The sequence below is a fragment of the Streptomyces sp. NBC_01235 genome, from assembly GCF_035989285.1.
Taxonomy (GTDB): Bacteria; Actinomycetota; Actinomycetes; order Streptomycetales; family Streptomycetaceae; genus Streptomyces.
In genome coordinates, this window is the sequence record NZ_CP108513.1 from 8,487,159 (window position 1) to 8,510,329 (window position 23,171).

Consider the following 23,171-nt stretch of genomic DNA (forward strand, 5'->3'; position numbering starts at 1 on the left):
GTGCGGAAACGGTATCCCATCGTTCCTCCAGGTGGGGGAGCCTGTGGACAGCGGACGGCGAGGGCCGCGGAACAGGGCTTTTGGCCACGTGCCGGCCACCGGTGAGCCGAAGGTGCGTGCCGGCCGGGACGCCCGGGCGGCGCCTGCATCACGCGACCCGGGCCAGGTCCGCGTGCCGTACCTCGTGGGCCAGGGGCAGGCCCTGCGCCAGGCGCTCCAGTTCCTCGACGACGATGCGGCCGAGCCGCTCCAGTTCGTTGCCGAGGGAGCCCGCGATGTGCGGGGTGAGGAAGACGTTGGGCAGCCGGTACAGGGGGGAGTCGGCGGGCAGCGGTTCGGGCTCGGTGACGTCCAGGACCGCGTGCAGCCGACCGGAGAGCAGCTCGTCGGTGAGGGCGACGTGGTCGACCAGGGCACCCCGGGAGGTGTTGATCACCAGGCCGCCGTCACGGATCAGCGCGAGCCGCGCGCGGTCGAGCATGTGGTGGGTCTCGGGGATGTCGGGGGCGTGCAGGCTGACGATGTCGCTGTGTCGCAGCAGATCCTCCAGGGAGAGGAGCTGGGCGCCGAGCTCGGCGGCCTCGGCCGCGTCGACGTACGGATCGTGGAGGAAGGCCTCGAAGTCGTAGGGGCGCAACAGCTCCAGGAGGCGGCGGCCCACACGTGAGGCCCCGATGACGCCGACGCGGCGGCCGAGGTTGCCGGTGGACGCGGTCTCGGCGGGGGTGGGGTAGGCGTGGGTGCGGCGGAAGCGCTCCCGGTGGCCGAAGGCGTCCTTCCCGGCGAGCAGGATCATGGCCAGGGTGTATTCGGCGACGGGTACGGCGTTGCCGGTGACCGCGCTGGAGACGGCGACGCCGTGCTTCCACAGGGCGTCGCCGACGAGGGAGCGGACCGAGCCCGCCGCGTGCAGGACCGTGCGCAGCCCGGGTGCCGCGGTGAGCGCTTCCGCGTCGAGGTGGGGGCAGCCCCAGCCGGTGATCAGGACCTCGGCGGCGGCCAGCGCGGGCCCGGCGGCCGGGTCGGCGAAGTCCCGTACGACGAGCGCGGGGTCGATGTCGGCCGTTTGCCGCAGGCGGGCCAGGAGCGGCGCCGGGAACAGCAGGGGGAGATGCACCGGATCCATGGCGAACACGGCCCTGGGCAGCTGGGCGCTGGGCATGACACTCCTGAGTGCGTAGGAAACATTTTCTGAAAGCGTCTTCTACCGTAGATCTGCTCTAGAGCCGGGGTCAATCGGTGGGGTGGATCGCCGGGGCGGAAATCCTTTCGGGCCGCTTCGTGGGCAAAGGGGCACCTCAGCACGGGAGTTGGGGGACTGCGGCGGGGTGTGCGGGCGGGCCTCGGGGAGCGAGAAACATGTTTCCGTCGTCGAGGCGGGGGCCGAGAGGCGGAGGCGGAGCTGCCGTCACAACCGGTTGCCGAGGGAGCGTGGAGGCGGCGTTCACCGGTGCGGGCCGGCGAAATCTTCGAACGGCGGGTCACCGTGCGGATTTGGTGGCCGAACTGGCGATCACCACAGGTCAGAAGGGTTTTTCCGGGATTCCGGAGACCGTTCTCCGGCGCGTCTGCGGCGCAGTGGGCACGGGCGCAGAGTTTTCGAAAGTCTGCGCAGGCTCTTGACGCGCCATCGAGACCGACACAAGCTCTGGCCACCCGCTCGTAGCAACCGGTTGCTACTTGTTACTACGGCGAGTCTGTCGCGATCCCGCGTTCGTGTCCTCCCGGATCGCCCGAACTCGTATCCCCGAACCAGAAGGCGAGGCCCCCATGCGCTCCCATGCCGGTGCCCCTCCCAGCCGCCGCCGCTTCCTCGCTCTGTCGGCCGGTGGCGCCGTGGCCGGTGCGACGGCGCTGAGCGGCTGTGCGATGCAGGTGTCGAGCGGGGTCGGTGGATCCGGTGAGAACGTCACCGTGATGGTCAACTCCGGAGACATCCTCCCGGAGCAGGTCCAGCAGGCCAAGAAGGACCTCGGCATCAAGATCAGTTTGGTGAAGTACGACATCACCAAACTGATCGCGATGCTCACCAGCGGCAATCCGCCCGACCTGGTGCGCGGCGTCGGGGCTGTGGACTCGCCGTTCTTCGCGGCGCGGGACGTGGCCGAGGAACTGGACCCCTACTTCGCCCGGAGCAGCGTCCTCAAGCTGGACGACCTGGACCCCGTCAACGACCTGTGGCGCTACGACGGCCGTGCCCAGGGCAAGGGCCCGCGCTACGGCATGGCGAAGGACTTCTCCCAGGACTCCATGTACTGGTACAACACCGCGGCCTTCGACAAGGGCGGTGTCGACTACCCCTCGGAGACCGAGCCGGTCACGTACGAGGAGTGGCTGGACACCGCCAAGCACCTCGTGCAGCGCAGGAGGGGCCAGACCACCGTCTTCGGTGGCAGCTACGGCGGCCTCACCCGGGCCACGCTTCTGGCGACCATGACGGCGTCCGCCGGAGGCAGCCTCTTCAGCGACGACTTCTCCCGGGTCGACTTCACCACCCCCGAGGCTCGCAAGGCCCTGGCCTGGTACATCGACTACTGCAGGACCAAGGTCGGGCCGAGCCTCGTCCAGCCCGACCCCAACGGCTGGGACGGGCCCACCTACCAGGCCGGGCGGTTGGCCATGTCGAACTCCGGTTACTGGATGGGCGGCATGATCGGCGCCGACAAGAAACTGGCGGAGGTGTCCCGCCTGGCACCCGCCCCGGTCTTCGCGGGCGGCCCGCGGATCAGCGCCTGCCAGGGCGGCACCGGCCTGTGGATGCCGCGCGGAGCGAAGAACAAGGACGCCGCATGGCGGGTCTTCGAGTGGTTCTTCGGCGAGGAGCCGGCCAAGGCGCGCGCCTCCGGAGGCTGGGGCATCCCCACCCTGAAGTCGATGCGCTCGCTGATGCCGGCCCAGGAGGACTACCAGAAGCGCGTGCTGAAGGCGCAGGAGAACGAGCTGAAGCACTTCTCGGTGGTCTCCTTCACCCCCTACTCCAGGGCAGACGCGGTCGACGCCCTCTTCAACCAGATCGCCCCCGCCGCGATGAACGGCCAGATCTCCGTCGACACTCTCGCCGGGCGCCTGAACTCGGCCATCAACGAGCAGCTGAAGCGCGGTAAGGAGCAAGTGGGATGACGGTCGACCAGGTCTCCTTCGTCGCGGACCGGCCCGGCGCCGCCGCGAGCGCCGGACGCGCACCGGCCGCCGGCGGGCCGCGGACTTCCATGACCGCGCGCAGGCATCGCGCGTTCTACATGTTCACCTCGCCCTGGATCATCGGGTTCCTGCTGCTGACCGTCACACCGATGGCGTACGCGCTGTGGCTGAGCTTCACCACGTTCGACGGCATCTCTCCCCACTGGAAGTACGTCGGACTCGGCAACTACCGCGAGCTGTTCGCCGATTCCCAGACCTGGGACGCGCTCGGCCGCGCGGGCCTGTTCGCGCTGAGCTCGGTGCCGCTGTCGATCATCGCGGGGCTCGTCCTCGCCGTCCTGGTCAACCGGCCCATCAAGGCGCGCGGCCTGTTCCGCACCCTGCTCTATCTGCCCGCCGTGGTGCCGCCGGTGGGCGCGGGCCTCGCCTTCAAGCTTCTCTTCGACCAGAACTCCGGAGCCTCCAACGGCGTCCTGACCTTCCTCGGCATCGACGCCGTGGGCTGGCTCGCCGACCCCTACGCCCGCTACGTGCTGCTGATGACGGTGCTCTGGGGTGCCGGGAACGTCATGATCATCTCGCTGGCCGGGCTCCAGGACGTACCCCGCGAACTCCACGAGGCGGCCCGCATCGACGGGGCGAGCGCCTGGCGTACGTTCCGCAGTATCACCGTGCCGCTGCTGTCGCCCGTCCTGCTCTTCCAGGCGGTGACCGGAATGATCGCCTCGGTGCAGACCATCATGCCGCTGCTGCTGGCCCCGCTCGGGGACACCAGTGGCATCACCACGGTCCCGCAGTCCAACTACCTCTACATGATGCACGTGTTCGCGCAGTACTTCGCGCTCGGCCGCTACGGCTACGCCTCCGCGCTGCTGTGGGTGCTCTTCGTCCTGATCCTCGTCGTGACCGGACTCATCTTCAAGTTCACGTCCGGCGCGGTGTTCTACAACGTCGACCCGGAGGCGAAGAAGTGACCGCCACCACCCTGCCGCCCAAGTCGTCGATGACCGACATCCGCGTACGGGTGCGCGTCAGGCGCCTCGTCCTCTACACGGTCCTCGTCGCCGTCACCGGGCTGTTCCTCGGCCCCTTCGGCTGGCTGATCCTCAGCGGCCTGAAGACCCAGGGCGAACTGGCCGCCTCGCCCGTGCACTGGCTGCCCGACGCCTTCCAGTGGCACAACTTCGCCGACGCCTTCAACCAGATCGACTTTCTGGGCTACGCCCGCAACTCCCTGGCCATCGCCCTCATCTACGCCACACTCGTCACCCTCAGCTCCGCCTGGGTCGGCTTCGGCTTCGCCCGGCTCGACGCGCCCGGCAAGAAGGTGTTGTTCGGCGTCCTGCTCGGCTCGATGATGCTGCCCCAGATGGTCACGCTGCTGCCGACCTACCTGATCTTCGCCAAGCTCGGCATGGTCGACACGTACTGGCCGTGGGTGCTGTGGGGCCTGTCGGCGGCACCGTATCTGGTCTTCCTCTTCCGGCAGTTCTTCGCGGCCATGCCGCGCGAGCTGGAGGAGGCCGCGATCGTCGACGGCTGCGGATACACATCGATCTTCTGGCGGATCTTCCTGCCGCAGTCCTGGCCCGTGCTGTCCGCGAGCTTCATCATCGCCTTCACCTGGACCTGGGGCGACTACATCGCCCCGCAGCTCCTGCTGTCCACCGACCGCACCACGCTCGCCGTCGCCGTGATGACCACCTACGTCAGCCAGGCCGGCACGCCCGTCCCCGAGCTTCAGGCCGCCGCCTCCGTCATGTACGTGGTCCCGATCCTGCTCATCTTCCTCATCGCCCAGCGCGGCTTCGTCGCCGGGATGTCGACCTCCGGTCTCAAGTAACCGTCTCACCAGCCCCCGTTTATCGAAGGAACAGCCCCATGAACGACACCCAGAACACCGGACTGAGCCGGCGCACCCTCATCCAGGCCGCGGGCGCGACCGTCGCCGCGTACTCACTGATCGGCGCGGCGGCCGGCACCGCCCGGGCCGCGGACACGCCCGGAGCGTCCGACCGGCTGGTGGTGTACCCCATCCCGAGCGGAGTCCCGACCAACTCGAGTTTCTCCGTCAAGGCCCGTACGCCGGGCGGAGAGTGGCAGACGGTGCCCGTCTACCGCGCCAGAGCGAAGCAGATCGACGCGAACACGGGCAGCGGCCCGGTCTTCAACTCCTCCGTCGCCATGTTCGACTTCGACGGCACCGTGGAGGTCGCCGTCACCTCGTCCAAGGGCACCATCGGCACCGCGCGGATACGTCCCCTGTCCTACGGCACCCAGTTCACGGTGGACGGCGCGACGGTGAGCTTCACCCTCACCGAGCCGCGCAACCTCTCCATCGAGATCGACGGCGAGATCTTCAACAACCTGCAGCTGCACGCCAACCCGATCGAGTCGAACGCGCCCGACCTCGACGACCCGGACGTCATCTACTTCGGCCCGGGCCTGCACACCACAGTGGGCGGCGTGGTGAACGTGCCCAGCGGCAAGATGGTCTACCTGGCCGGCGGTGCGGTGCTGACGTCGCGGGTGGCGTTCCAGAACGTGGAGAACGCGCGGCTGCGCGGCCGTGGCGTGCTGTACAACTCGGCCAACGGTGTCCTCGTGGAGTACTCCGAGAACATCGAGATCGACGGCGTGATGGTGCTCAACCCGAGCAGCGGCTACGCCTGCACCATCGGCCAGTCGAAGCAGGTCACCATCCGCAACCTGCACTCCTACAGCCACGGCCAGTGGGGCGACGGCATCGACGTCTTCTCCAGCGAGGACGTCCTCATCGAGGGCGTCTGGATGCGCAACGCCGACGACTGCATCGCGATCTACGCCCACCGCTGGGGGTACTACGGCGACTGCCGCAACATCACGGTCCGCAACTCCACCCTCTGGGCGGACGTCGCGCACCCGATCAACGTCGGTACGCACGGCAACACCGACAAGCCGGAGACCATCGAGAACCTCGTCTTCAGCAACATCGACATCCTCGACCACCGCGAACCGCAGATGGACTACCAGGGCTGCATCGCGCTCAACCCCGGCGACAGCAACCTGGTGAGAAACGTCCGCGCCCAGGACATCCGGGTGGACGACTTCCGCTGGGGCCAGCTGATCAACATGCGGGTCATGTTCAACAAGTCGTACAACACCTCCGTCGGACGGGGCATCGACGGCGTGTACATACGGAACCTCACGTACACCGGGACGCACGCCAACCCGTCCGTCATGGTCGGCTACGACGTGGACCACGCCATCCAGAACGTCACCTTCCAGAACCTCGTCATCAACGGCAAGGCCATCGCCAACGGGATGAAGAAGCCCGGCTGGTACAAGTTCACCGACCTGATGCCGGCCTACGCCAACGAGCACGTACTGAACACCCGGTTCCTGAACTCCACCGAGGCCACGGCCACCGACAAGCCCCAGATCACCAGCCCCGACCAGGCCACGGCCACCAAGAACCAGGTCTTCAACTACCTGATCACGGCCTCCGCGCTGCCGACGTCGTTCAACGCCGACGGGCTGCCGAAGGGGCTGGACATCGACACGGCCACCGGTCTGATCTCCGGGACCGCCAGGGACAACGTCGGCACCTTCACCGCCACCGTCTCGGCCACCAACAGCGTGGGCACCGCGACGCAGACCGTCACGTTCACCGTCCAGCACGCGTGATACGGCCCTTCTGAACCATGGAGTCACCCGTGCTTCCTCTCAGCCGACGGTCCTTCCTCGGCGCGGCGGGGCTCGTGGTCGCTGCAGGAGGCGGACTGCTGTCCGCCTCCGCGGCGGCCTGGGCCCAGGACGACAAGGCCCGGCTGCGGGCCTTCACCCACCCCGGACTGCTGCACAGCGCCGCGGACCTCGCCCGCATGAAGGCCGCGGTCGCTGCCCAGGAATCGCCCGTCTACGACGGTTTCCTGGTGTTCGCGGCCCACGCCCGCTCGAAGGCCACGTACACGATCCAGAACACCGGCCAGATCACCTCCTGGGGCCGAGGCCCCACCAACTTCCAGAACCAGGCCGTCGCCGACTCGGCCGCCGCCTACCAGACGGCGCTGATGTGGTGCGTCACCGGCAACCGTGCCTACGCGGACAAGGCCCGGGACATCCTCAACGCCTGGTCGGCGTCCCTGACGGCGATCACCGGGGCGGACGGCCCGCTCGGCGCGGGTCTGCAGGCCTTCAAGTTCGTCAACGCGGCCGAGCTGCTGCGGCACAGCGACTACGACGGCTGGTCGGACGCGGACATCGCGCGCTGCGAGGAGTCCTTCCTGCGGGTGTGGTACCCGGCCGTCTCCGGCTACATGCTGTACGCCAACGGCAACTGGGACCTGACGTCCGTTCAGTCCATCATGGCCATCGGCGTGTTCTGCGAGAACCGCACGCTCTTCGAGGACGCGCTGCGGTTCGCCGCGGCCGGTGCGGGCAACGGCAGCGTCCTGGGCCGCATCGTCAACGACGCGGGCCAGGGCCAGGAGAGCGGCCGCGACCAGGGCCACGAACAGCTCGCCGTCGGCCTGATGGGCGACGCCGCACAGGTCGCCTGGAACCAGGGCGTCGACCTGTGGGGTTTCGACGACAACCGCATCCTCGCCAACTTCGAGTACGCGGCCCGCTACAACCTCGGCGGCGACGTGCCCTTCGTCCCCGACCTGGACCGCACCGGCAAGTACATCAAGACCGCCGTGTCGGACAAGGGGCGCGGCAGCCTCCCGCCGATCTACGAGATGGCGTACGCGCACTACGCCGGCGTGCGCGGGCTCGACGCCCCGTACACGAAGAACGCCGTCTTCCGGGGAACGGGAGGCACCCGCGTGATCGAAGCGAGCAACGACGATCTGCCGAGCTGGGGCACGCTCACCTACGCCGGGACCAAGGCCACCGAGCCGAGCGTGCCGACCGCCCCCGCCGGCGTCACCGCGATCGGCGACGACCACGCGGTCACCGTGTCCTGGCTGCCGTCCGCGTGGGCGACCGGTTACACGCTCCAGCGGGCCACCAGACCCGAGGGCCCCTACGAGCAGCTCGCCTCCGGAATCGAGGCGGCCCGTTACACCGACCAGGACGTGAGCCCGGGCCGGACTTACCACTACACCGTCACCGCCGTGAACTCCCTCGGCGAGAGCGACGCTTCGTCCTCGACGTCGGCGACCGCCGGACTTCCCCGGCCCTGGTCCACCCAGGACGTGGGCACGGTGAAGATCCCCGGTTCCGTCGCCTTCGACGGCGAGCGTTTCGTCCTGGAGGCGAGCGGCACCGCCGACACCTACCGGCTGGTGCATCTGCCGCTGTACGGCGACTGCACCGTCACGGCGCGGATCGTGTGGCCCCTCAGCTCGCAGTACTCCAAGATCGGCGTCACCCTGCGTGACTCCCTCAAGGCGGACGCCGCGCACGCCTCCATGCTCATCCAGGGCCTGCCGCTGCACACGTGGAGCGGTGTGTGGACCGTACGCCCCTCGACGGGTGCCGCCGTGTCCGCCACCGGCAGCACACCCGTGCCGCCCTCCCAGCAGCAGGCGATCACGACCGACGCGGCGTTCCCGATCTCCAGCCTCGGTGCGCTGCCCGACTCCGCGACGCCGCTCGAGGCCCCGTACGTCGAGGGTGCGGGCGACGGCTACCGGATGCGGACACCGTACTGGGTGCGAGTGAGTCGCAAGGGCCGGCGCTGCACCGGAGCCATCTCCCCGGACGGCGTCCGGTGGACCGAAGTCGGCTCCACCGACGTCGAGTTGGGTGGCTCGGTGCACGTGGGTCTCGTCCTCACCTCCTGCCTCGGTGTGGACGAGGAGTACGCCGAGACCGGCACCGGCGCCTTCGACAACGTCAGCGTGACGTCCCCGTACGGCGACGTCTGGTCCATGCCGCGCCCGGCCCGCACCGCCGCCGACCTCAGGGCGACCACCGGTGCCGACGCCGTCGAGCTGGCCTGGACCGACCCGGACCTGTCGGGCCGGTACGCCGTGCTGCGCGCCGACACCGCCGACGGGCCGTACCAGACCATCGCCACCGGCATAGGCCCGGTCGGGTTCGGCACCCGCATCCGGTACGCGGACGCCACCGGGGAACCCGGCCGGACGTACCACTACACCGTCGCGAAGACCAACAGCGGTGGTCGCGGGGTGCGTTCGCAGCCGGCCGGCGCCGTGATGCCGAGCCCCTCGGTTCCGCAACTCACCTCGGACACCACCTCGTTCGCGAACCAGGGCGACCTGTTCCGCCTGCAGCTGAAGGCCTCTCACGAGCCCATACGGTTCGCCGCCGACGGTCTGCCCGAGGGGCTGAAGGCCGACAAGCGCACCGGCCTGATCTGTGGCACCCCCCAGGAGACAGGGGGGTTCACCGTCACCACCACCGCCGGCAACGCGGCCGGAACCGTGAGCGGATCGCTGACCCTCACGGTCGGCACGCCCCCGCCGGACCCGTGGACGTACGGGGACCTCGGCGACGTGGTCCTCGACGAACGCGCGTACGGCAGCTTCGGGGTGGTGTCGATCCTCGCCCCCGGGATCACCTCGTACCAGGACGGTGCCTTCACCGTGCGGGGCTCCGGTTACGAACTCAACGCCAACGGCCAGGGCATGACCGGGCAGTTCGTCCGCAGGCCCGTCACCGGTGACTGCGAGTTCACCGCCCGGCTGGTCTCCCGCACGGGCGCCACCGCCGACCGGGTCGGCCTGCTGATGGCCAAGTCCCTGTCGCCGTTCGACCAGGCGGCCGGGGCGATCGTCACCGGCGGGAGCAGCGCGCAGCTCATGCTGCGCACGGCCGTCGCCGGAAAGTCGGCCTTCAACGGGAACGGCACGGTCGCCCTTCCCTGCCTGCTGCGGCTGAAGCGCGTCGGGACCGCCTTCACCGCCTATACCTCCACCGATGACGGCGTCACCTGGACCCCCCTCGCCACGGGAGAGATCCCCGGCTTCGGCGACGCCCCCTACTACGTGGGCCTGGTGGTCTGTTCGCGCAGCCCCCTGGTCCGCTGCACCACCGAGTTCGACGAGGTGAGCATCACCCCCATGTAGTGCTCCACGGATTGGAGACACACGAATGAGCCGCACATCCCCCCACGAGCACCACGAGAAGACAGAGGTGAGCCGCCGCGGTCTGCTGAGGACCGCGGGCGGACTCACGGCCGCCCTCACCGTCGGAGGCTCCGCGGCCGCGCTGGCGGGCACCCCCGCCGGCGCGGCCCCCGCCACCTTCGCCCACCCCGGCATGCTGCACAACGCCGGCGACATCAACCGGGCCAAGGTACGGGTCGCCGCGGGCACCGACCCCTGGCTGTCCGGCTGGAACAAGCTGACCGCCAACTCCCACTCCCAGTCCACCTGGACCCCCAATCCGCAGGCCACGGTCTACCGCGGATCGGGCTATCCCGAGAACTACGGGATCCTCTACAACGACATCGCCGCCGCCTACCAGAACGCCCTGCGCTGGAACGTCGCCGGTACCAGCGCGAACGGCGACTGCGCCGTGCGCATCCTCAACGCATGGTCGAACACGCTCACCTCCATCCAGGGCAATGCCGACCGCTTCCTGGCGGCGGGCATCTACGGATGGGAGTTCGCCAACGCCGCCGAGCTCATGCGCGGGTACCCGGGCTTCGACCTGGCCCGGTTCCAGCGGATGATGCTCAACGTCTTCTACCCGATGAACAACGACTTCCTGCTCCACCACAACGGCGCCTGCATCACCAACTACTGGGCGAACTGGGACCTGTGCAACATGGCCTCGGTCATGGCCATCGGGATCCTGTGCGACGACGGCGCCAAGTACGACCAGGCCGTCAACTACTTCAAGACCGGCGCGGGCAACGGCTCGATCCAGCACGCGGTGCCGTTCCTGTACTCCAACGTCGAGGGTTATGACCTCGGCCAGTGGCAGGAGTCGGGCCGCGACCAGGGCCACACGATGATGGGCATGGGCCAGATGGGCGCCATCTGCGAGATGGCCTGGAACCAGGGCGACGACCTGTACGGCTACGACAGCAGGAGGTTCTTCAAGGCGGCCCAGTACGTCGCCAAGTACAACATCGGCCTGTCCGTGCCGTACACCACGTACACCTGGGGCAGTGGCACGACCTGCGCCCAGAACTCGCAGACGGTGATCAGCTCCGGGTCCCGCGGCCAGGTCCGTCCGGTGTGGGCCATGCTCCACTTCCACTACAACCGGCGCGTGTACCTGGATGACAAGTACATCTCGCAGATGTACTACAACCTCGTCGCCCCCGAGGGCGGGGGAGGTGACTACGGCTCCACCAGCGGCGGCTACGACCAGCTCGGTTTCGGCACCCTGATGTACGCCAAATAGCCCTTCCACCGGCTCGTGCACCGGAATACCGCGCGCCTGTGTGGTGCTCTGGTGTCACCGGTGCACGAGCGCGGCGAAGGGCTGGTGGGCGCATGGCGGCAGCAGACCGTAAGGACCCCGTGGCCAGGACCCCGTACGGGGCCGTACGGGGCAGGTACGAGGACGGAATCGCGGTCTTCCGGGGGATCCCGTACGCGGCACCCCCCTTCGGGCCCCGCAGGTTCCGGCCGCCCGTCCCGCCCGAGCCCTGGGACGGTGTGCGCGACGCGGGCGTCTTCGGGCCGACACCCCCGAAACCGCCGTACTCCGACGCCTTCGCCCAGTACCTGTCCGACCCGGTCGTGCCGGGCGACGACTGTCTCAACCTCAACGTCTGGACACCCGAGCCCGGCCCGGACGCCCGGCTGCCCGTCCTCGTGTGGCTGCACGGAGGTGCCCTGACCAGGGGTTCCTCGGCTGTGCCGGTGTACGACGGACGGAACTTCGCCCGGGACGGGATCGTTTTCGTATCGATCAACTACCGGCTGGGGGTGGAGGGCTACGGACTGTTCCCGGACGCCCCCGCCAACCCCGGCCTGCGCGATCAGCTGGCCGCGCTGGAATGGGTCCATCGCTCCATCAGGGCCTTCGGCGGCGACCCCGACAGGGTCACCCTGGCCGGACAGTCCGCCGGTGCGATCAGCACCGGCGCCCTGATCGCGGCTCCGCAGGCGCAGGGCCTGTTCCGCAGGGCCGTCCTGCAGAGCGGACCGCCGGAGGCCTCCGAGCGGGACAAGGTCCGGCGCATGGTGCGACGTATGGCCGCCCGGCTGAAGATCCCTGCCACCGCCGAGGCCTTCGCCGCCGTCGACCGGGACCTGCTGCTGCGCACCCAGGCCGAGGTCGGCAGGCTCAGCAGCCCTGTCCTGGGCGGGCCCGGCTTCGGCATCGTCGTCGACGACGACCTCGTCCCGCGCGACCCCCTGCAGGCCCTCGTCGACGGGGACGCGGCCCCCGGCATCGACCTGCTCCTCGGCTGGACCCGCGACGAGTACCGGCTGTGGCTGGTCCCGGGCGGCCTGTTGGAGCGCGTCGACCGGCTCGGTCCCGTCGCCCTCGCCGGCGCCAGGGCCCGCTGCCGCTGCGGCCACGAGGTGCCGCGCGGCTACCGGGCCCTGCACCCCGAGGCCGGCACCGCCGAGATCGTCGGCCAGATGGTCACCGACAACCTGCTGCGCCTGCCCCTGCAACGGCTGGCCGACGCCCGCCCGGGGTCGTCGTACCTGTACGAGTTCGCCTGGCCCTCTCTCAGGCCAGGTCTCGGCGCCTGCCACGCCCTCGAACTCGGGTTCGTCTTCGACACCGGCGAGACGCCCGAGTCCGCGAAGCTCGCGGGGGACGGCGCGCCGCAGGAGCTCGCCGACGCGATGCACGGGGCGTGGACACGGTTCGTGGCGACGGGCGACCCCGGCTGGGAGGCCTGGGACGCGACGCATCCCGTGCGGATCTTCGGCGAGGTCGGCAGCGGACCGTATGAGGGCGACGGTACTCCGTACACGGTCGACGGCATGTCGTATTCCGCATACGGTCCGCGTGACCGCGAGCTGGCCCTGTGGACGGCGGAGCCCGCCGCGGCACCGGGAGAATCCGCTGGCGGCACGGCGACGCCGGATCCGCTGACCAGCAGGCTCGTGCGCGGCACGGAGCTGAGGTCGGCGGTGCGCCGGCTGCGCCGGGCCGGGGGAGTGCGCGGACGCTGACGTCCTGACGGTCTCCCCGAGCCAGGCGCGTGGTTGCCTTGTCGCGTCGGTCCTCAGGGCGGGTCACTCTGCCGTTGGCGAGGCGAGGCGAGGCGTGGCGCGGTGGGGCCAGGCGCGGTGGGGCGTGGAGGGGTGCCGCGCGGCATGACGTGCTCGCAGTGCCATGCCGACCGTGTCACCTCGAGGCCGAGGATCCCTTCCCCACGCCCGCGACCGAGTCCCGCACCACCACATGTGTGCCCAGCAGCAGATGTTCGCCCGGTCCGCCCGGGGAGCGGCCGAGCACCGTGCGGACGGCGAGGCGGCCCAGCTCCTCGTAGGGCACGTGGACCGTGGTCAGGGCGGGACGCAGATCGCGGGCGAACGGAATGTCGTCGTAACCGGTCAGCGAAACGTCGCCCGGCACGTCCAGGCCCGCCTCGTGCAGGGCGGCAAGGGCGCCGATCGCGACCATGTCGGTGGCGGCCACCACGGCCGTGAAGTTCAGGCCCTGGTCCAGGGCCCGGCGCAGGAGGCGGTGCCCGGAGTCACGGGTGAAGTCGCCGTGCAGGACCAGCGCCGGGTCCACCTCGATGCCGCGCGCCCGGTGGGCCTCTGTGTAACCGCTTTCGCGTCCCACAGCCGTCGTGTGGTCCGGCTTGCCCCCGAGGAACAGCACCCGCCGGTGTCCCTGGGCGAGGACGTGCGCGACCAGGGCGAAGGCTCCGCCCTCGTTGTCGTACTCGACGACGGTCACGGGCGCCCCCGGACCCAGCGGGGGCCGTCCGCACAGGACGAGCCGGGACCCGGCGGACGCCAGCGAGTCGGCGATACGGCGGGTGCGTTCGCGGTACTCCGCAGTGTCGGCGGCCCCGCCGACCAGGATGACGGCCGCGGCCCGTTGGGCCCGCATGGTCTCCACGAAGTCCAGCTCGCGCCGTACGTCTCCCTCGGTGCTGCACACCAGGCACAGGTGTCCGAGCCGGTGCGCCTCGCGTTCCACCCCGTGCGCCATGTGCGCGAACGACGGCCCGGTGATGTCCTCCAGTACGAACGCCAGCGTCGGCGTCCCGGCCCCCGCGACCGCCTTTGCCCGCGCGTCGGCGACGTAGTCCAGCTCTCCCACCGCCCGCAGCACCCGCCTGCGGGTCTCCGCGCTCACCGGGTACACACCGCCGAGCACCCGCGAAACCGTTGCCGCGGACACGCCCGCACGGGCCGCCACGTCACGGATCGTGCTGCGCACCCCGTCCGCAGCCTTTTTCGTCATCCCCGCCCTCCCCTCGGAAATCCGGCAGCAACCGTTTTCCCGAGCGGAGGCTAGCAGCGGTGGGTGGGCGGCAAGGGGCCTATGCGGAGGTCAGTGTGCGGGCGATCGACGCGACCGCCTCCGGGCCGACCCGACAGCAGCCGCCGATCAGCCGTGCCCCGGACTCCCGCCAGCCCAGGACCTGTTCGGGGGCGAACGTGGAGCGGCCGTTCCAGGCGCGGGCCTCCGCGTCCCAGGCCTCGCCGCTGTTCGGATAGACGACGACCGGCTTGCCCGTCACCCGCGCCGCGGTCGCCACGGCGGCGTCGACATCCTCGGGGGTACAGCAGTTCACACCGACCGCGATCACCTCGTCCGCCTCGGCGGCCAGGGCGAACGCCTCCTCCAGCGGCTGCCCGGCGCGCGTCCGGTCACCGGCGATCGAGTACGACAGCCAGGCCGGCACGCCGAGACCGCGCACAGCGCGCAGCAGTGCCTCGGCTTCGTCGGCGTCGGGAACTGTTTCCAGCGCCAACACGTCGGGCTCCGCAGCGGCCAGCACCTCCAGCCGGGGGCGGTGGAAACGTTCCAGCTCCCCTGCGCTCAGCCCGTAGCGGCCCCGGTACTCGGAGCCGTCCGCGAGCATCGCCCCGTACGGGCCCACCGACGCGGCCACCCACAGCGGGTGCGTGACCCCGTTGCTCCGTGCCTGCCGGGCCGCCTCCCGGGCCAGCTCCACGCTTTGGGCGAGCAGCCGGACGGCTTCCTCGTGGTCGATGCCGCGCTTCGCGAACCCCTCGAACGTGGCTTGGTAGCTGGAGGTGATCGCCACGTTCGCGCCCGCCTCGAAGTAGGCGAGGTGCGCCTGGGTGATCGCCTCGGGTCGCTCGGCGAGCAGCCGCGCCGACCACAGCTCGTCGCTCAGGTCGTGCCCGGCGGACTCCAACTGGTTGGACATACCGCCGTCGAGGACGACGGTCCCGGCGGCGAGAGCCGTGGCGAGGGAGGTCTCCGCGAGGGGAACAGGGGTGTCGCTGGTCATGCCTCGACGCTAGTCGAAGCGGCGGCGGACAGCTCTGCGCGTCCAGTAAGTGAACAGATGGTCCACAATGCGGGACGTCGCGGCTGTGGCCACGCTCCTCCGTCCTTCCCTTGCTCCGCACGGAAACCGTTGTGACCGTCCCCCGCACCGCTCCCGCCCCCGGGGCCGAGGACAACACGCCGGATCGCCCTTCCGCCCGGCGTTGCCGGTCCGTCGGACCGGCTGCCGCGAACACTCTCGCTCAGGTGATGGGAAACATCATCATCGGCGCTGCCTTCACGTTGCCCGTCGGCAGACAGGGGCGGCGCAGCCCGGTGAAGGGCGGTCTCCCCGTTCTTCCGCGTTCTTCCGCGCGACATCTTCGGCCCGTTCGCCGCGCGCACGGAGTGGCCGGCGAGGGATGGCGGGTGGATCTTGCGTGGAGACGGCAGCCGGCCGCGAGGGTGGTCGGCGAGGCGAGACGCGATGACCTAACGCCCTTGGGCCGAGTGCCGTCCACCCCGACGTCGCCCGCCACCACGCGTGCGCTTGGTCGCCGGGACCAGCAGCGCACCGAGCATCCCGGCCGCCAGGACGTACGGCCACCAGCCGAAGGCACCGCTCTCGGCAGCGCTCGCGCTGCGCGTCCCGGCTGTCACGGCCCCCCGCGAGGCCTGTCCGTGCGTGCTCGTCGAGGGGCTCGCGGCCGTTGCCGTGAGGACGACGTCATTGCCGTCGCCCCCCTTGTAACTGATCCGGTAAACGGTGTCGCCGAGCTTCACTCCGGCTCCCTCCCTCAGATCGTCGAAGGTGCCGGTGGTGGGGTTCTTACCGGTGTGATTCAGGATGGTGATCTCCCGCTGGGGGGTCTTGCCGGTCGGCGTGGAAGCCTCACCGGAAGCGGTACCGGCAACGGTCGAGGCGGAAGCTTTGCCGGAAGCGGTTCCGGTACCGGTTGTGGCGGCGGCCGTCCCCGCAGCGGACAGGTCGAGCCCGCCGCCCAGGGTGACCTTGCCGCCCACCTTCAAGGGCGCGTCTGTCAGCACCAGTTGGCCCTTGTCGTTCTGCGTGTAGGCACCGGTTACCGTCAGCCCGCCTGCGACCACGCCCTCGTTCGTCACGGCGCCCTTCACGGTGCCCTTGCCACTGAGTGTGCTCGTCACCCGCAGTGCCGAGCCGCCGGTGTCCAGCCGCGCTGCCGCCGATGTCAGCCGGATCGCCCTGCTGTTGGCGAGGGTCGCCCCGTCCTTGAGCGCGAGGGTCCCCTGCTTGACCGTTGTCGTCCCGGTGTACGTCACGGCGGAGCCCGTGAGGTTCGTCGTCGCCGTACCGGACTGCACGAGCGAGCCGCTGCCGCCGAGCCGGGACAGAGAGATCGCGGTCTTCGTGTTGCGCACGACGAGCATGCCGTCGTTCACGATCCGGCGCCGGTCGGTGCCGGTGAGCACGGAGCCGTCACCCTGCGCCGACCCCAGTCGCAGGACCGCCCCCTTCTTCACGGTGGTTGAACCGTCGTAGTACTGCGCTGCCGCGAAGGTGACGTCGTTACCCTTGGTTCCGGCGATGACGACGTCGCCGGCGCCGGGCGCGGCGAGCGTGTCGTGGTACCTGCCGCCGCCGATCGGCGCACCCAGGGTGACCGGACCGTTGTAGTCGAACGTCAGCAGGGACCGCCGTCCGCTGGCCTCGTGCAGGTTGATGTAGACGGTGTCCTTCGTTCCCGGCATGAAGATCTTGTGCGTGGTGCCGTCGCCCCACTGCACGTTCGCGCCCTCGATGTTGGTGCCACGTTTGTTCAACTGGTGTGCCACCGCCCGCCAGTTGATGTCCGGGTCACTCAGCGAGGGATTGCTGTCGCCGCCCTGGTCGCTGTAGCTGTACTGCCCCGTGAGGACGACCTTGCTGCCGGGCCGAGTGTGGACGTTGACGTCGCTGCCGTACTCCCGCTGGTAGAAGTCCTGCCGCAGGACGATCGTCTGGTACAGCGGGGTGTCGATGATCCAGGAGCCCTGATTGAGGATCGCGCGGGCGTTGGGCAGCGAAACCGGATACTCGGGGCGGCCGACCGCCATCCCGGTGCCGTTGTCGATGACCCCGGAGAAGGGGTGCGCGCCCGCCAGGTCGAGGGTGCCCCACATGTTGCGGGGCTGGGTGACCAGACCCGACCCGCTGATCGTGCCGATGTTGAAGGTGCGCGTCAATGACAGCCGGAGCGTGCCGTCGACGCGGACGTTGAGCTGGTTGAGCCGGTATCCCGGGGTGTCGTAGGGGAAGTGCCCGATCAGACCCGTACCCCCACCGGTGCCGTACTGCAGGGTCGTCCCGTGCTCCACCGTGATCGCGGGCGGATCGGGATTGCTGACCGTTGTGTACGGGTGGTTTCCGCCCTGCGTGCGCACCACCTGGCGCCGGCGTGCCTCGGGCAGCGTGAAGTCGCTGTCCTTGCTCAGGACGAGCGTTCCGCCGCCGCGCACGGTAAGCGTTCCCTGGCCGTGGAAGACGCCGTCGTACGTCGTCGTCCCGGACGGCACGGTGACCACCGTGTCGCCGGTGAGCGTCACGTCCCGGTTCGCGAGGACGTCGGCGGTGACGTCCCGGGCGCCGGCGGCCATGGCCGGGGGAGCGGTGGCCAGGAGGGCAGCGACGGCCGTGAGGGCGCCGACGATCACGCTTGAGGTGTGGAGAGGGCTGCGCACGCATCGGAGACGCGGTGACGCGAGAGCGATAACAGAAATTTGCCCGCCCCCGAACGTCGGCCGGGCCCCGCCAGGACCGGAAAACCACCCTCCAGCCCGGAAACCTCCAGAAAGGGCTTTCCATCAGTCTCGTCCGACCCGTTGACCTGCTCGTAACACACCCTTACCTTTTCGGCGTTCGTCATTCCACATGCCGTTCGCAGTTCCGAACGCCCCTCTCTCGAGAGGCAACCGCGTGTACCCCCACCCGCTCGTCCCCCATCGCGCCGACCCTCAGGTCCACCGCCACACCGATGGCTTCTACAACTTCACGGCGACCCATCCGGACAACGGCCGGATCGTCCTGCGCCGTTCCCGCACCCTGGCAGGCCTCGCCGCCGCCCGGAGTCCGTCGTCCGGCGGGCGCACCCCACAGGCGACATGGGTGCGCACTGCTGGGCGCCGGAGCTCCACCGCGTCGGCGACGCGTGGTGCGTCCACTTCGCCGCGGCGCCCGCCGAGGACGAGTGGGCGATCCGTGTCCGGGTTCTCGAGAACACCGACTCCGGTCCACTCCAAGAGATCGACGGCGCTCCGCCGGACGACCCCAACCGCCACACCCGGATCCAGACCGTCGGCTGGAACCCGGACGGCACCCCCGACTTCGGCGTCCCCCTCGCCGACACCGTGAAGGAGAGTACGTGAGATGAGACGTGCGTACGCGACCCTGCTCGCCCTCTGTCTGGCGCTGATCGGCGCCTTCGCCACCGCAGGACCCGCTCAGGCTGCACCGCAGACGATCGCCAACGGCACCCAGTTCACCGACACTTCGGGCAGTCCCGTGCACGCCCACGGCGGCGGGGTCCTCAAAGTCGGCTCCTACTACTACTGGTTCGGCGAGAACCGCAACGCCGACAACACCTTCCGGTACGTGGACGCCTACCGCTCCACCGACCTGAAGAACTGGGAGTTCCGTAACCACGTCCTGACCCAGTCCAGCGACTCCGAGCTGGCCACCGCCAACATCGAACGTCCGAAGGTCATGTACAACGCGTCCACCGGCAAGTTCGTGATGTGGATGCACAAGGAGAACGGCACCGACTACAGCGAGGCTCGGGCCGCCGTCGCCGTGTCGGACACCGTCGACGGAAACTACACCTGGCAGGGCAGTTTCCGACCGCTCGACCAGCACATGTCCCGGGACATCACGGTCTTCGTGGACAGCGACGGCGCCGGATACATGGTGTCGGCCGCACGCGAGAACTACGATCTGCAGATCTACCGGCTCACCGCCGACTACACCGGTATCGCAAGCCTGGTCGCCGACCCCTGGCACGGCGGCCACCGCGAGGCTCCGGCGCTGTTCAAGCGGGGCGGCGTCTACTTCATGCTCACCTCGGCGGCGACCGGCTGGAGTCCCAACCAGCAGCAGTACGCGACGGCAACCTCCCTCGCCGGTCCCTGGACGACGATGACGAACGTCGGCGACTCGACGGCGTACGGCTCGCAGACCGCGTACGTCCTTCCCGTCCAGGGCACTTCGGGCACTTCCTACCTGTACCTGGGCGATCGCTGGGGCAACTCCTTCGGAGGGACCGTCAACGACTCCCGTTACGTCTGGCTGCCGCTGACCTTCCCCACATCCACCTCGCTGTCGATGTCCTGGGCCCCCGAAGTCACCGTGGACTCGGCCGCCGGAACGGTCACCGGAGCGAGCGCCACGTACAACACGCTGATCGCCCGGCACAGCGGCAAGTGCGCGGACGTCACCAGCCAGTCCCTCTGGGCAGGGGCCCAGATCAAGCAGTACGACTGCAACGGCGGCAACAACCAGAAATACTGGTTCAAGTCGGTCGGAAGCGGTTACTACCAGTTGGTCGTCAGAAACAGTTCCCTGTGCGTGCGGGAAAACGCGAGCACGGTCAGCCAGGAGAACTGCGACGGGACGGTCACGAGCCAGCAGTGGTCGCTGACGACCTCGGGCAGCTACGTCAACGTCAAGTCCCGCGCGAGCGGCGAGTGCCTGGACGTGAACGGCGCGTCCACCGCCAACTCGGCTGCCCTCATCACGTACACGTGCAACGGGGGAACCAACCAGCAGTGGACGCGCGGAACATGATCCTGTGTCAGGCGAGCAGGTCGATCGCGTCGATCGACGTGCCCGCGCTGAGGTAGGAGGTCGACCCCGAACCGCTCACCACGTTGATCTTCAGTACGTTGTACTGGCTGGTGTCCGTGAGCCACGCGCTCGCCGGGACACTGTAGGTGAACGTGTAGTTGTTGCCCCGGTAGGACCCGTTGGTCAGGGACCGGGTGCTCGGCTGGGTGGGCGGGGAGGGGATGGCCGAGGTCCAGGTGTCGTTCACGACGACCTGTGGCCGGCCGTTGGCGTAGGCCGTCGTCACGCCGATGCGCAGGGTGTGCGCGGCGGCGGCCTGGGCCGCGGTCAGCTTGAAGTAGACGAGGAGACCGCTGTTGACGTCCTTCCAGATGTAGCAGGGGAAGGCCGAGGTCTCACTGCCGCTGCCGATCACCACGTTGCCCGTCCAGGCGGTGGCCCGTACGTCCGACGGATGCGCGTACGTCATGAGGTCGGCGTTCTTGAAACCGCTCGGCGTACCGGTCCAGTCGTTGATCCGCCAGATCGCGCTCGCGTTGCTCGGGTCGTTCGACGACGGGATCGCGATCGAGTTGAGGGTGGTCGTCCCGCCCGCGGATACCGTCACCTGCGTACTGTATACAGCGAGCTCGCTCTTGTGGACGGTCAGCGTGTACGTCCCCGGCAGCACCCCCGTGATCGAGAAGTAGCCGTCGGAGGACCGGGCCGAACCCCAGTACTGTGCGGCCGAGTTGGCGAGTCCGACCGTGTACGGATACGCCGTGTTGCGCCCGGTGATGCCGACCCCCGCGACGCGGCCTCGGCCGCTCGCCCCGACGTATCCGGAGATGCCGAGCGAGTCCGCCCAGGAGGTGGCCAGGGTGCCCGGGAACAGCGACGAGGAGGGGGCGCCGCCGTCCGTGAAGGCGATGACGTACGGGCCCTGGAGACCGAAGCGCTGGTCCTCGGTCTGGTTCTGGCCGTAGTAGAGGATCTCGTAGAGGCCGCCGCCGTCGGCGCTCTGGTGGCGCAGGAGGGAACGGTAGAAGGGGCCGCCGGAGGCTTTCTCGTGGTTGCTGCGCACGATCCACAGGCCGACGCTGCCCGTGGTCCAGCCGATGTAGTTGTAGTCGATGACGCGCAGCTTGGAGTAGTGCTTGGAGCGGGTCTGGCCGTCGGACTTCGCGAAGACGTCGGAGGCCTCGATGGTGCTGGTCGTGTACGTGTAGGAGTCGGGTTCGTCGTTGAGGAACAGGCCTGCCTTGACGCGCACGATGTAACGGGTTGCGGAAACGGACGTGTCGGCCTTGTTGGTCCACAGGTAGACGTTGTTCTCGCCGCTGCGGGCCGCGTAGTAGTGCTTGAGCGTGCCGTGCGTGACCGAGATCAGGATCGTCGAGCCGGACTGCGCGATCGTCACGGTGGAGCTGCCGAGCCCGGACTCGATGTGCGAGTTCATGCCGCCGTAGCCCTGGTACTGGGTGCCCCGGTAGACCAGGGAGGTCAGGTCGCCGGTGGTCTTGCTGACCTTGAAGACCAGGTTGGCGCCGGTGTCGACGACGTAGTTCGAGCCGTCGTCGGTGTAGCCGAAGGCCGCCGCGGCGGCCGGGACGGCGAGTGGCCCGGCGAGGGCGGCCGAACCGGCGGCGGCCGCGGCGGAGAGGACGAAGGTGCGGCGTCGGACCGGCCTGTGGCTCTCGGATCCGGACATGGGGGTGCCTCCTTCGGGAGGTGTGGGGGTGCGGGTGCCTGAGAGAGTGACAGTTGAATCGATTTCGCGAAAGGGCTTTCACTTGCGTGATGTTGGCAATCCCGTGAAATCTGTCCAAGGTCTAGAAAGCGCTTGCCAGAGGCGATACGGTCCTGCCGCCAACCCCAGTTGTCGTGCCGGAGGAGCCGCAAGTGAGACGTTTCAACATCGCCGTGCTGGCGGCACTCACCCTGACCGCCGGTCTGACGGCCGTACCCGCCGCCCACGCCCACGGTGGCGGCGTGACTCTCGGCATCGACAACTGCACGGCCACCGCATGCCACTTCGATGTCCCGCCCGGCACCTATGACGTGAAGGTCGTCCTCGGCGGCGACACCGAGTCGAGCACCAGCATCAGCGGAGAGACCCGGCGCGCTCTGCTCCCCGAGACCGCCGCCTCCGCCGGCGAACGTGTTCCCCGCAGCTTCACCGTCGACGTCCGCACCCCCGAGGGTGAGCCGACCGGTGTCGAGGGCACTCCCGGCCTGGACCTGGCGCTCGGCGGCTCGGCGCCCGCCCTGGCCGACATCAGGGTCACCCCCGCCCGGCATGCCCGGCAGATCTTCCTCATCGGGGACTCCACGGTCTGCGACCAGCCCGCCGACCCGTACACCGGCTGGGGCCAGCAGCTGCCGCAGTTCCTGCGCAAGGGTGTCTCGGTCGCCAACCACGCGGATTCCGGGGAGAGTACGGTCACGTATCTGGGGAACCCGCAGCTCTGGGCCACGGTCCAGCCGCTGATCAGCCCCGGCGACCTCGTCCTGGTCCAGCTCGCCCACAACGACAAGACAACCGATGAGGCGACGTACCGGGCGAACCTCGAGACACTCGTGGCGGGAGTACGGGAGAAGGGCGGCCGACCGGTCCTCGTGACCCCCATCGTGCGCCGCTGGTTCAACGCCGACGGCACGCTGAACAACGGAACAGCCCTGCTGGTCAACGGACTTGGCGTCGACCATCCGGCGGTGATCCGCTCGGTCGCCGCCGCGCAGGACGCTGCGCTGATCGACCTCACCGCCAGGACCAAGGCGCTGGTGGAGTCCCTGGGCGTCGAGGGCTCCAAGGCGCTCTACCTCTACAACGAGAAACGCGACAACACGCACACCTCCGTGCACGGAGCCACGGTCTACGCCGGCCTGGTCCGCGACGAACTCGTCGCCCTGCATCTGGTGCCGAGGGGCACCGTGCGGGTGGGATGAACGCCTGGGGGCG

At 69.4% G+C, this 23,171-nt stretch carries 14 protein-coding genes and 1 pseudogene; 10 read left to right on the plus strand and 5 right to left on the minus strand.

The genetic code is table 11. The features are described from left to right. Positions 1–148 precede the first annotated feature (148 nt). On the minus strand, positions 149–1,162 hold the full coding sequence (locus OG289_RS38220; protein WP_327318585.1) for a hydroxyacid dehydrogenase: 1,014 nt from the start codon (positions 1,160–1,162) through the stop codon (positions 149–151). Between the two features lie 608 nt (positions 1,163–1,770). Here OG289_RS38220 and OG289_RS38225 point away from each other — a divergent pair. The 7 genes from OG289_RS38225 to OG289_RS38255 all read left to right on the plus strand — a co-directional run bounded on the left by OG289_RS38225 (position 1,771) and on the right by OG289_RS38255 (position 13,187). Then, positions 1,771–3,120, plus strand: a complete 1,350-nt coding sequence (locus OG289_RS38225) for an extracellular solute-binding protein (protein ID WP_327318586.1) — start codon at positions 1,771–1,773, stop codon at positions 3,118–3,120. After that, complete coding sequence (locus OG289_RS38230) at positions 3,117–4,115, plus strand: carbohydrate ABC transporter permease (protein ID WP_327318587.1); 999 nt, start codon at positions 3,117–3,119, stop codon at positions 4,113–4,115. Before OG289_RS38225 ends, OG289_RS38230 begins: the two co-directional genes overlap by 4 nt. Beyond that, on the plus strand, positions 4,112–4,984 hold the full coding sequence (locus OG289_RS38235) for a carbohydrate ABC transporter permease (RefSeq protein ID WP_327318588.1): 873 nt from the start codon (positions 4,112–4,114) through the stop codon (positions 4,982–4,984). Before OG289_RS38230 ends, OG289_RS38235 begins: the two co-directional genes overlap by 4 nt. Before the next feature lie 38 nt (positions 4,985–5,022). After that, on the plus strand, positions 5,023–6,807 hold the full coding sequence (locus tag OG289_RS38240) for a putative Ig domain-containing protein (RefSeq protein ID WP_327318589.1): 1,785 nt from the start codon (positions 5,023–5,025) through the stop codon (positions 6,805–6,807). 29 nt (positions 6,808–6,836) lie between these two features. After that, positions 6,837–10,160, plus strand: coding sequence for an alginate lyase family protein (locus OG289_RS38245; RefSeq protein WP_442819021.1), 3,324 nt, complete (start codon positions 6,837–6,839; stop codon positions 10,158–10,160). Between the two features lie 25 nt (positions 10,161–10,185). Beyond that, on the plus strand, positions 10,186–11,448 hold the full coding sequence (locus OG289_RS38250) for an alginate lyase family protein (protein ID WP_327318591.1): 1,263 nt from the start codon (positions 10,186–10,188) through the stop codon (positions 11,446–11,448). A 92-nt stretch (positions 11,449–11,540) separates the two neighbouring features. Further along, positions 11,541–13,187 carry a carboxylesterase/lipase family protein gene (locus OG289_RS38255; RefSeq protein WP_327318592.1) on the plus strand — a complete coding sequence of 549 codons (1,647 nt, stop codon included), beginning with the start codon at positions 11,541–11,543 and terminating at the stop codon, positions 13,185–13,187. Positions 13,188–13,362: 175 nt separating this feature from the next. Here the strand turns inward: OG289_RS38255 and OG289_RS38260 are convergent, their stop codons facing one another. The 3 genes from OG289_RS38260 to OG289_RS38270 all read right to left on the minus strand — a co-directional run bounded on the left by OG289_RS38260 (position 13,363) and on the right by OG289_RS38270 (position 18,132). After that, complete coding sequence (locus tag OG289_RS38260; protein ID WP_327318593.1) at positions 13,363–14,436, minus strand: LacI family DNA-binding transcriptional regulator; 1,074 nt, start codon at positions 14,434–14,436, stop codon at positions 13,363–13,365. A 79-nt stretch (positions 14,437–14,515) separates the two neighbouring features. Further along, positions 14,516–15,457: a homocysteine S-methyltransferase gene (mmuM, locus tag OG289_RS38265; protein WP_327318594.1), complete on the minus strand. Its 942-nt coding sequence runs from the start codon at positions 15,455–15,457 to the stop codon at positions 14,516–14,518. A 470-nt stretch (positions 15,458–15,927) separates the two neighbouring features. Next, on the minus strand, positions 15,928–18,132 hold the full coding sequence (locus OG289_RS38270; protein ID WP_327318595.1) for an autotransporter: 2,205 nt from the start codon (positions 18,130–18,132) through the stop codon (positions 15,928–15,930). Positions 18,133–18,322: 190 nt separating this feature from the next. On the opposite strand from OG289_RS38270, the pseudogene OG289_RS38275 reads away from it, so the two are divergent. After that, positions 18,323–18,690 (plus strand): annotated as a pseudogene (locus tag OG289_RS38275) (family 43 glycosylhydrolase); the annotation flags it as partial. Positions 18,691–18,817: 127 nt separating this feature from the next. Beyond that, on the plus strand, positions 18,818–20,230 hold the full coding sequence (locus OG289_RS38280) for an RICIN domain-containing protein (protein ID WP_327318596.1): 1,413 nt from the start codon (positions 18,818–18,820) through the stop codon (positions 20,228–20,230). A 7-nt stretch (positions 20,231–20,237) separates the two neighbouring features. Here the strand turns inward: OG289_RS38280 and OG289_RS38285 are convergent, their stop codons facing one another. After that, complete coding sequence (locus OG289_RS38285; protein WP_327318597.1) at positions 20,238–21,920, minus strand: rhamnogalacturonan lyase B N-terminal domain-containing protein; 1,683 nt, start codon at positions 21,918–21,920, stop codon at positions 20,238–20,240. Positions 21,921–22,111: 191 nt separating this feature from the next. Here OG289_RS38285 and OG289_RS38290 point away from each other — a divergent pair, with 191 nt between their 5' ends. Then, positions 22,112–23,158, plus strand: coding sequence for a rhamnogalacturonan acetylesterase (locus OG289_RS38290; protein WP_327318598.1), 1,047 nt, complete (start codon positions 22,112–22,114; stop codon positions 23,156–23,158). Positions 23,159–23,171 lie beyond the last annotated feature (13 nt).